Source organism: Rathayibacter sp. AY2B7 (genome assembly GCF_002931635.1).
Lineage (GTDB): Bacteria > Actinomycetota > Actinomycetes > Actinomycetales > Microbacteriaceae > Rathayibacter.
This window is the reverse complement of the sequence record NZ_PSUC01000126.1, coordinates 1-9082: the sequence shown is the minus strand read 5'-3', so window position 1 is coordinate 9082 and position 9082 is coordinate 1. Positions and strand designations below refer to the sequence as shown.

Genomic DNA, 9082 nt, shown 5'->3' with positions numbered 1-9082 from the left:
TGCACCGGCGGCATGCTCAGGCCGGCGACGAACCCGATCACGACGAACTGCCACACCTCGAGCGGGAGCACGGCCATCGCGATGATCGCGCCCGCGCAGGAGATCATCTGGGTGCTCGGCCCGGTGCTGGCGACGCTCGTGTCGATCCAGGTGTCGACGGTCGCGGGCATCCTGACCGCCGCCGCGTTCCTGATCGGCGGCGGGATCTGGTTCATCGCCTCGCCCGAGGTGGGCCGCGTCCGCATCCCGCGCTCGAAGCGCCGCCTCGGCGTGGTGCTCACGAAGCCCCCGGTGCTGCTGGCCACGGTCGTCGGCTTCCTCCTGATCGGCGCCTGCTCGGCGGTCGAGGCGGGCGTGGTCGCGGTGTTCGGCGAGGGCGGAGTCGAGTCGGGCGTCGTGCTCGCCGTGTTCGCGGCGGGCTCCCTGGTCGGCGGCCTCGCCCTCGGTCACATCCCGATCAGCCGGTGGGCGACCGCGCGGCGGATGCTGATCGTCACGGTCGGCATGGGCCTGGCGGCGGTCTCGACCGACTTCTGGTGGCTGTCCGTCACGCTGTTCCTCGCCGGCATCGGCATCGCCCCCGCTCTCGCGGCGCTGTTCGCGATCACCGCCTCGAGCGTGCGCTTCTCGGACACGGCGGAGGCCTACGGCTGGGTCGGCACCGGTCAGCTGATCGGCGCGGCGCTGGGCTCCGCGATCGCCGGCGTGCAGATCGACCAGGCCGGGCCGACCGCCGCCATCGTCGTCGCCGCCGCCTTCGCCCTGGTCGGCTTCCTGGTGCCCCTGCTCGGCCGCCGGTACCACCCGGATCTCCGCGGGCGCGACGCCAGCCCGCTGCCCGACACCGAGCCGGTCACCCTGCCCTCCTAGGCCGCCACCCCGGTTGTCCGGCGCCTGTCGGGCACTCTAGGGTGAAGGCCCACGACTGCGAGGGGGCGGCATGGGACTGCGGGAGGACGCGGAGGAGCTGGTGCGCGAGCACCGGCGCGCCGCCGCCCGGACCGACCTCCTCGACCCCTGGTCCGATCCGGAGACCCCGGAGTGGTGCACCGAGCTCGCCGCCGCGCTCTGGCAGGGGTCCTTCCGCCCGAGTCCCGTCTACTTCCGCCGCGAGGAGTCCTCGCACGCCTGGCGCGGCCCGCACTCGACCCGCCTCCACCACCTCGGCTACGGGTGGCAGCTCACCGCGCACCGCGAGCAGCACGGAGTCGTCGCCTCCGAGACGGCGGTGGTCCTCGAGACGGGCTCCCTCTGGCGCGGACTCGGCATCGGCCGGCGCCCCGTGCGCGCGCTCCGCGGCCGGCTCGGCGTGGAGGGCCTGCAGGCGGGCCACGACGTGCACTTCGCCGTGCGCGGCATCGACGAGCGCAGCGACGCGGAGCGCGCCGAGCGGCGCCTCCTCTTCGGGGTGGCCGGTCTCGCGGCGCTGATCGAGGACGACGTGCACGTGGGACCGCACGGCGAGCTCGACTGGAGCGTCTGAGGCGCGTGCCAGCATGGAAGGCATGAGCGTCCCCCTGATCCCCCTCAACGACGGCCGCGCGATCCCCCAGCTCGGGCTCGGCGTCTACAAGATCGGCGACGAGGAGGCGGCCCGCACGGTCGCCGTCGCCCTGGAGGCCGGCTACCGGCACGTCGACACCGCCACCCTCTACGGCAACGAGCGCGGAGTCGGCGAAGGGATCCGCGCGAGCGGCCTCCCCCGCGAGCAGGTCTTCGTGACGACCAAGGTCTGGAACGACGACCACGGCTTCGACGAGACGCTCGCCGCCTTCGACCGGAGCCTCGAGCTGCTCGGCACCGACTACGTCGACCTCTACCTCGTGCACTGGCCGATCCCCTCGCGCGACCGCTACGTCGACACCTACCGCGCCCTCGAGCGCCTGCAGAGCGAGGGGCGGGCCCGCTCGATCGGCGTCTCGAACTTCGCGGAGGAGCACGTGCAGCGCCTGCTCGACGAGACGGGAGTGGTGCCGGCGATCAACCAGGTCGAGCTGCACCCGCGGCTGCCCCAGGAGGAGCTGCGCACCTTCGACGCCGCCCACGGGATCGTCACCGAGGCGTGGTCGCCGCTGGCCCGCGGGCGCCTCCTCGACGAGCCGGCCCTGGCCCGCATCGCCGCGAAGCACGGCGTCTCGCCGGCGCAGGCGGTGCTGCGCTGGCACGTGCAGCTCGGCGTCGTCGCGATCCCGAAGTCGGTGACGCCGGAGCGGATCCGCGAGAACCTGGACGTCTTCGGCTTCGCCCTCGACGACGAGGACCTCGCCGCGATCGCCGGGCTCGCGACCGGTGAGCGCACCGGCCGCGACCCGCGCTTCGACTGAGGCTCCGGCGATGACGGCGGGCAGGGTCCTGCTCCTGCACGGCCTGGGCGGCTCGGGCCGCACCTGGTGGCGGCTGAGCCGCGAGCTGACTGCGGCGGGCTGGAGCGTCTCCGCTCCCGACCTGCGCGGACACGGCGACGGGCCGCGCGGCGGCTCCTCCCGCCACGACGCCTACGCCGACGACGCCCTCGCGCGGGGACCGTTCGACCTCGTCGTCGGGCACTCGCTCGGCGGAGCGGTCGCGGTGCGCGCCGCCGCCCGCGACTCCGGCTGGGCGGGGCGCCTGGCGCTGCTGGACCCGGTGCTCCGGCTCGCCCCGGAGCAGCGGGCCGCCGTCCGCGCGGGCGAGCTCGCCGGTCTCGCGGTCTCGGCCGAGGAGCTCGCCGTCGCGCAGCCGCTCTGGGACGAGCGGGACCGGGTCGAGAAGCTCGCCGCGGTGCGGGCCGCCGATCCGGCCGCGGTCGCCGCGACGATCGACGACAACGACCCGTGGGACCTGCTCGCGGACCTGCCGGGCCTCCGCCCGCCGGTCCTCGTGCTGGCCGGCGACCCGCAGGTCGAGACGCTGCTCCCTCCCTCCCTCGCCGCCCTGGTGCTGCGCGCGAATCCGCGCATCCGGTACGCGGTCGTGGCGGGCGCAGGTCACAGCCCCCACCGCGACCGTCCGGAGGAGATGCTCGCGATGCTCCGCGAGTGGGCCGAGAGCCCGGCGACGGCCTGACCGACCTGCCGGCCCGGTCCGTGTTTCGTCCGGATGAAATCTGGCAGGGGGGACTGGGCCGCACCGTTTCCTGTGAATACCCTCGCAGAGGACGCGATCCCCTCCCAGTCTTCGGGAGGTGCGCGTCGGGGCCGCCGACGCGGCGGCCCGTTCTCGAGGAGAGGGAGCCCCAGTGGCGCGAACCACCACGAACACCCCGAGCGGCCGCCGACGCCGCTCGCTGATCGGCTCGAGCGCGATGATCGGAGCGGGCGCCCTCGTCGCCGGCTTCGCCTTCGCGCCGACGGCGAGCGCCGTCGAGCCGGTCGACTTCGCCGACACCGTCACCGTCGACGGCATCATGACCCACCTGGAGGCGCTCCAGGCGATCGCGGACGCCAACGGCGGCACCCGCGCGATCGGCACTCCGGGCTACGAGCTGAGCGGCGCGTACGTCGAGAAGGTCCTCGCGGACGCCGGCTACACGACGCAGCGCCAGGACTTCACCACCGCGACGCAGACGATCGACGCGTTCACGCTGACCACCGGCACCGGCGCCGTCGGCACGCCGATGGAGTTCACTCCGTCGACGCCCGAGGGCGGCGTGACCGGCGAGCTCATCGCCCCCGTCGATCCGCTCGGCTGCACCACGGACGCCTGGACCGGCCTCGACGCCACCGGGAAGGTCGCGCTCGTCAGCCGCGGCTCCTGCAGCTTCCTCGAGAAGTCGGTCGCCGCCGGTGCCGCCGGCGCCGCCGCGATCATCATCTACGACAACGCGCCGAGCGACGCCCTCAACGGGACGTTCGGCGGACAGGACGAGGCCGCCGTCCCCGGCGTCGGCGTCACGCAGGCCGAGGGGCAGGCGCTGCTGGCGTCGCTCCCCGCGAGCGTCTCGGTCCTCATCGACCAGACGACGACCGAGGTGGAGACCTTCAACATCGTCACGGAGACACCGGGCGGCGACCACGACAACGTGGTCATGCTCGGCGCGCACCTCGACAGCGTGCCCGCCGGCCCCGGCATCAACGACAACGGCTCCGGATCCGCGACGCTGCTCGAGACGGCCGTGCAGCTGGCCGCCGCGGGCGACACGACCAACGCGGTCCGCTTCGCCTGGTGGGGCGCCGAGGAGGTGGGCCTGGTCGGCTCCTACACCTACGTCGACTCCCTGACGGAGGAGGACGCCTCGAAGATCGCGACCTACATGAACTTCGACATGGTCGCCTCGCCGAACTACGTGATCTCCGTCTACGATGCGGACCAGTCCACCTACGAGGCCCCCGTGGACGTGCCCGCCGGCTCGATCGCGACCGAGAAGGCGTTCACCGACTACTTCGACTCGATCGACCAGCCCTGGATCGACACCGCGTTCGACGGCCGCAGCGACTACGACGGCTTCATCTCGGTCGGCATCCCGTCCTCGGGCGTCTTCACCGGCGCCGACGACGTCAAGACGGAGGAGGAGGTCGCGCTGTTCGGCGGTACCGCCGGCATCACGCACGACCCGAACTACCACTCCGCCGCCGACGACATCGACAACATCAACCAGGAGGCGCTCGGCATCACGTCGAAGGCCATCGCCTTCGTGACCGCCTCGTTCGCCGCGGACACCTCCGCGATCGACGCCGAGAAGGACCCGACCACGCCGACCCCGACGCCGGAGCCCACCGTGGCCCCGACCGCCGAGCCGACCGTCGCTCCGACCGCACAGCCGACCGTCGCCCCGACGACCGCGCCCACCACCGCACCGACGGCCGCTCCCACTCCGAGCAGCACGCCGACCGCCGTGGCGCCGCACCCCGGTGGCCGCCCGCCCCTGGCCTCGACGGGCGCCGACATCGGCCTGCCGCTGGGCCTCGGCGGACTGCTGATCGCCGGCGGCGTCGGCGGGCTCCTGCTCGCTGCGTTGCGCCGCCGAAGCGCCGAGCGCGGCTAGCCGCCACCGCCCCGGAGCCGTCCGGTCGTCGCCCCGCGCGACGACCGGGCGGCTCCGTCGTTCCGCCCTGAGGGGACCCCGGACCGTCGGAACCGCCCGCTGCGACGGGTCCCTTCGACGGTCGGGGGTTCCCTCGCGTCCGCCAGGGCTTCCGGCGGCCGGGGGACACGGTGTTCACTGGGCGCATGCGAGCCATCTGGAAGGGCGCGATCACCTTCGGCCTGGTCAACGTGCCGGTGAAGATCTACAGCGCGACCGAGGACCACGACATCCCGCTGCACCAGGTCCACGACAAGGACGGCGGGCGGATCCGGTATCAGCGCAAGTGCGAGATCTGCGGCGAGGTCGTCACCTTCGACCACATCGACAAGGCCTACGACGACGGCGAGCGCACCGTGGTCCTGTCCAAGGACGAGCTCAAGGCGCTGCCGGAGGAGCGCGACCGCGAGATCGACGTCGTGCAGTTCGTGCCCAGCGAGCAGGTCGACCCGATCATGTTCGACCGCGCCTACATCCTGGAGCCGGACTCCTCCTCCCCCAAGGCCTACGTCCTGCTGCGCCGCACCCTCGAGCAGACGGACCGCACCGCGATCGTCGAGTTCGCGCTGCGGCAGAAGACCCGCCTCGCCGCGCTGCGCGTGCGCGGCAAGCTCCTGATGCTGCAGACCCTGCTCTGGGCGGACGAGGTGCGGGAGGTCGAGTTCCCGTCGCTGGAGGGCAGCACCCGGATCGCGGCGCGCGAGCTCGAGATGTCGGCGCACCTGGTCGACTCCTACTCCGAGGACTTCGACGCCGCGAAGTTCCACGACGCGTACCAGGAGGAGCTGCGCACGCTGATCGACGCCAAGATCGAGCAGGGCGACGCCCTCGACACCGCCGCGACCTTCGGTGAGGCGCCGGAGGAGGAGGGCGGCGGCGAGGTGCTCGACCTGATGGAGGCGCTCAAGCGCTCGGTCGAGCGCAGCCGCGGGGCGAAGGGCGCGCCGGCGGAGGAGGCCTCTGCCGAGAAGAAGGCCGCGACGAAGCCTGCCCCGAAGAAGGCGGCGAAGGCTCCGGCGACGACCGCCGCGAAGAAGAAGCCCGCGGCGAGGAAGGCCGACACGGAGAAGGGCGCCGACGCGCCTGCGAAGAAGCGGACCCCGAAGAAGACCGCGGCGGCGGAGAAGGCGGCCTCCTAGCCCCGCCGGATGCGGCGGGTCGGGGTCGGACGGAGCCTCAGGCCCGCTCGGCCGCCCGGTCGGGCTCGTCGGCCCCGTCCAGCTCGTCCACGTCGTCGAGGTCGACCGCGACCGAGCTGACCAGCGCGAGCAGAGCCTCCGCATAGGCGTTCTCGGCCGCCGCGTCCTCGAAGGTCCGCGCCCGCCCGCCGAGCTCGACCTCGACGGCGAACCGCGCCTCCGGCTCCGCGAGGCGACGGAGGGAGCGGAAGGTCCCGCGGAGGAGCTCGCGCAGCTGGTCCTCCCGCGGCAGCCAGAGCGAGTCCTCCAGAGAGACGGAGTCGAGTGCCCATTCCGTGGTGCCGTTGAAGCCGAGGACGGTCCCGCTCGGGTACTCGTGCGCCTCGATCGTCATGTCGCTGACGGTGAAGACGTCGCCGTCGAAGCCCTCCCGCTCGATGCGGAAGCGGTCACCGGTGCGGGGCGTCCAGCGCACGCCCGCCGTGCGCAGGGCACGGGCCAGCTCGAAGGAGATCATCCGACGAGTGTGGCCCGCGAAGCCGCGAACGCGCCGCGAGCGGCACCCGCGCGCCCCGATGTCGGTGGATGAGTTTACGTTCATGAAACGTCCGGTTCACAGGCCGGGCACCCGCACTGCATAGCGTGACCATGCGTGCCCCTTCCGGGGGTGCGCCGGCCGCGCCGCGCGGCGACGACGCTGCGACCGCTCTTCCGAGCGGCGATCGAGAGGACCACCATGCCCGACTCTCCCACCCCGCCCGACCGCCGCCGGAGGCGCGGGCTCGGCCTGGCGGCCCTGACCGGCCTGGCCCTGGCGGCCGCTCCGCTGGTCGCGACCTCCGCCGCGGCCTCGCCCTCGGGCGACGAGCTCGTCATCAGCGAGGTCTTCGCCCGCGGAGGCTCCGCCGGCGCCGCGTTCAGCAACCGCTACGTGGAGCTCTACAACCCCACCGCCGCCGAGATCGCCCTCGGCGGCCTCTCGATCCAGTACCGCTCGGCGACCGGCACCGCGAACCCCACCACGACCGTGCCGCTCACCGGCTCGGTGCCCGCGGGCGGCCACTTCCTGCTCGCCGGCGCCAGCAACGGCACCAACGGCGCGGCCCTGCCGACGCCCGACCAGAGCGCGAACGGCCTCAACATGGCGGCCGCGGGCGGCACCCTCTTCCTCGTCGACGGGACCTCGGCGCTCGTGGCGCCGCCCACCGGCGCCGCCGCCCAGCCGGACGCGGTGATCGACCTCGTCGGCTACGGCACCTCGAACACCTTCGAGTCGTCCGTCGCCACGGTGCCCTCCCTCACCCAGACGATCGCCCGCGCGGACACCGCCACCGGCGACACCGACGTCAACTCGGCCGACTTCGCGCTCGGCGCACCGACCCCGCAGGCCGCGGGCGGAGGATCCGAGCCCGAGCCCACCTCGCCGCCGACGACGACCCCGCCGACCACTCCCCCGACGACCCCTCCGGCCGAGATCCCGGCCGTCTCCATCGCGGAGATCCAGGGCACCGGCGACGCGTCGCCGCTCGTCGGCAGCACCGTCACCACCTCCGGCGTCGTCACCGCGCGCTACCCGTCCGGCGGCTACAACGGCTACGTCATCCAGACCCCCGGCACCGGCGGCGAGAGCTCGCGCACGGCCTCCGACGCCGTCTTCGTCTTCTCCTCCGCCTCCGTCGGGTCGGTCGCGATCGGCGACCACCTGCGCATCACCGGCGAGGTGAGCGAGTACAACGGCCTGACCGAGCTCACCCCGACCTCGGCCGCGACCATCGTGAAGCTCGACGGCGACGCCGCAGCGCCGGTCCCGGCCGCTGTCGCGCTCCCCCGCACCGCCGCCGAGCGCGAGGTGCTCGAGAGCATGCTGATCGCTCCGCAGGGCGCCTACACGGTCACCGACACCTTCGACCTGAACAGCTTCGGCTCGGTCGGCCTCGCCGCCGGCACGTCCCCGCTGCTCACGCCGACCGAGGTCGCCCGCCCCGGCTCGCCGGAGCTCGCGGCCGTCGTCGCCGACAACGCCGCCCGCGCGATCACCCTCGACGACGGCGCCTCGATCAACTTCCTCGGCGCCGCCGCGAACAAGGCGATCCCGCTGCCCTACCTCACCACCACCGCGCCGATCCGCGTGGGTGCTCCGGCGACCTTCACCCGCCCCGTCGTCCTCGACTACCGCAACGGCGGCTGGGCCTTCCAGCCCACCACGCAGCTGACCGTCGAGAACGCCGGCGACGTGCAGCCCGCGACCTTCGCGAACACCCGGACCGCGAAGCCCGAGGCCGTCGGCGGCGACCTCTCGATCGCGTCCTTCAACGTGCTCAACTACTTCTCCACCACCGGCGACTCGATCACCGGCTGCACCTTCTACACCGACCGCGACGGCGACCCCGTCACGGTCAACAGCGGCTGCGACGCCCGCGGAGCGGCGAACGCCGACGACCTCGAGCGCCAGCAGGCCAAGATCGTGACCGCGATCAACACCCTCGGCGCGGGCGTCGTCTCGCTCGAGGAGATCGAGAACTCGGCCAAGTTCGGCAAGCCGCGCGACGAGGCCCTCGCCACCCTGACCGCCGCGCTGAACACGGCGGCCGGCTCCGAGGTCTGGGCCTACGTCCCCTCCCCCGCAGCGCTCCCCGCGCTCGCGGACGAGGACGTCATCCGCACCGCCTTCATCTACAAGAAGGCCGTCATCGAGCCGGTCGGCGAGTCCGTCGTGCTCAACGACACGGTGAACTTCTCGAACGCCCGCAAGCCCCTCGCCCAGGAGTTCCGCCTCCTCGGCGACAGCGCCAGCGAGTTCGTCGCGATCGTGAACCACTTCAAGTCGAAGGGCTCCGGATCCGGCGCCGACGCCGACCAGGGCGACGGCCAGGGCGCCTCGAACGCCTCGCGCGTGAAGCAGGCGACCGCCCTCGTCGCCTTCGCCGACCGCCTCCGCACC

Annotated in this window: 8 protein-coding genes; 7 read left to right on the top strand and 1 reads right to left on the bottom strand. The window is 73.4% G+C overall.

Annotated elements, in window-relative coordinates; translation table 11 throughout:
* From C5C27_RS15485 to C5C27_RS15460, 6 genes are all read left to right on the top strand, one after another.
* The coding region (locus C5C27_RS15485) for an MFS transporter (protein ID WP_104314854.1) at positions 1–870 on the top strand (870 nt) is incomplete at its 5' end.
* A gap of 70 nt (positions 871–940) precedes the next feature.
* Positions 941–1483, top strand: a complete 543-nt coding sequence (locus tag C5C27_RS15480) for a hypothetical protein (RefSeq protein ID WP_104226914.1) — start codon at positions 941–943, stop codon at positions 1481–1483.
* 22 nt (positions 1484–1505) lie between these two features.
* Positions 1506–2324: an aldo/keto reductase gene (locus C5C27_RS15475; protein ID WP_104314853.1), complete on the top strand. Its 819-nt coding sequence runs from the start codon at positions 1506–1508 to the stop codon at positions 2322–2324.
* Positions 2325–2334: 10 nt separating this feature from the next.
* Positions 2335–3045 (top strand): alpha/beta fold hydrolase, encoded by a 711-nt coding sequence (locus tag C5C27_RS15470; RefSeq protein WP_146079718.1) that lies wholly within the window; start codon positions 2335–2337, stop codon positions 3043–3045.
* 172 nt (positions 3046–3217) lie between these two features.
* Positions 3218–4963 (top strand): M28 family peptidase, encoded by a 1746-nt coding sequence (locus tag C5C27_RS15465; protein ID WP_104314851.1) that lies wholly within the window; start codon positions 3218–3220, stop codon positions 4961–4963.
* A gap of 185 nt (positions 4964–5148) precedes the next feature.
* Positions 5149–6141, top strand: a complete 993-nt coding sequence (locus C5C27_RS15460; RefSeq protein WP_104314850.1) for a Ku protein — start codon at positions 5149–5151, stop codon at positions 6139–6141.
* Positions 6142–6178: 37 nt separating this feature from the next.
* Here C5C27_RS15460 and C5C27_RS15455 read toward each other — a convergent pair whose 3' ends face one another.
* Positions 6179–6658, bottom strand: coding sequence for a pilus assembly protein CpaE (locus C5C27_RS15455; protein WP_258062657.1), 480 nt, complete (start codon positions 6656–6658; stop codon positions 6179–6181).
* Positions 6659–6877: 219 nt separating this feature from the next.
* On the opposite strand from C5C27_RS15455, the gene C5C27_RS15450 reads away from it, so the two are divergent.
* Positions 6878–9082, top strand: a 2205-nt coding sequence (locus C5C27_RS15450; RefSeq protein WP_146079717.1) for an ExeM/NucH family extracellular endonuclease, incomplete at its 3' end; no start/stop codon positions are given.

What these genes read in the sequence shown, in the direction of transcription:
- C5C27_RS15480 (WP_104226914.1), top strand. Translation starts at nt 941, where the DNA reads ATGGGACTGCGGGAGGACGCGGAGGAGCTGGTGCGCGAGCACCGGCGC.
- C5C27_RS15455 (WP_258062657.1), bottom strand. Translation starts at nt 6,658, where the DNA reads ATGATCTCCTTCGAGCTGGCCCGTGCCCTGCGCACGGCGGGCGTGCGC.
- C5C27_RS15475 (WP_104314853.1), top strand. Translation starts at nt 1,506, where the DNA reads ATGAGCGTCCCCCTGATCCCCCTCAACGACGGCCGCGCGATCCCCCAG.
- C5C27_RS15460 (WP_104314850.1), top strand. Translation starts at nt 5,149, where the DNA reads ATGCGAGCCATCTGGAAGGGCGCGATCACCTTCGGCCTGGTCAACGTG.
- C5C27_RS15470 (WP_146079718.1), top strand. Translation starts at nt 2,335, where the DNA reads ATGACGGCGGGCAGGGTCCTGCTCCTGCACGGCCTGGGCGGCTCGGGC.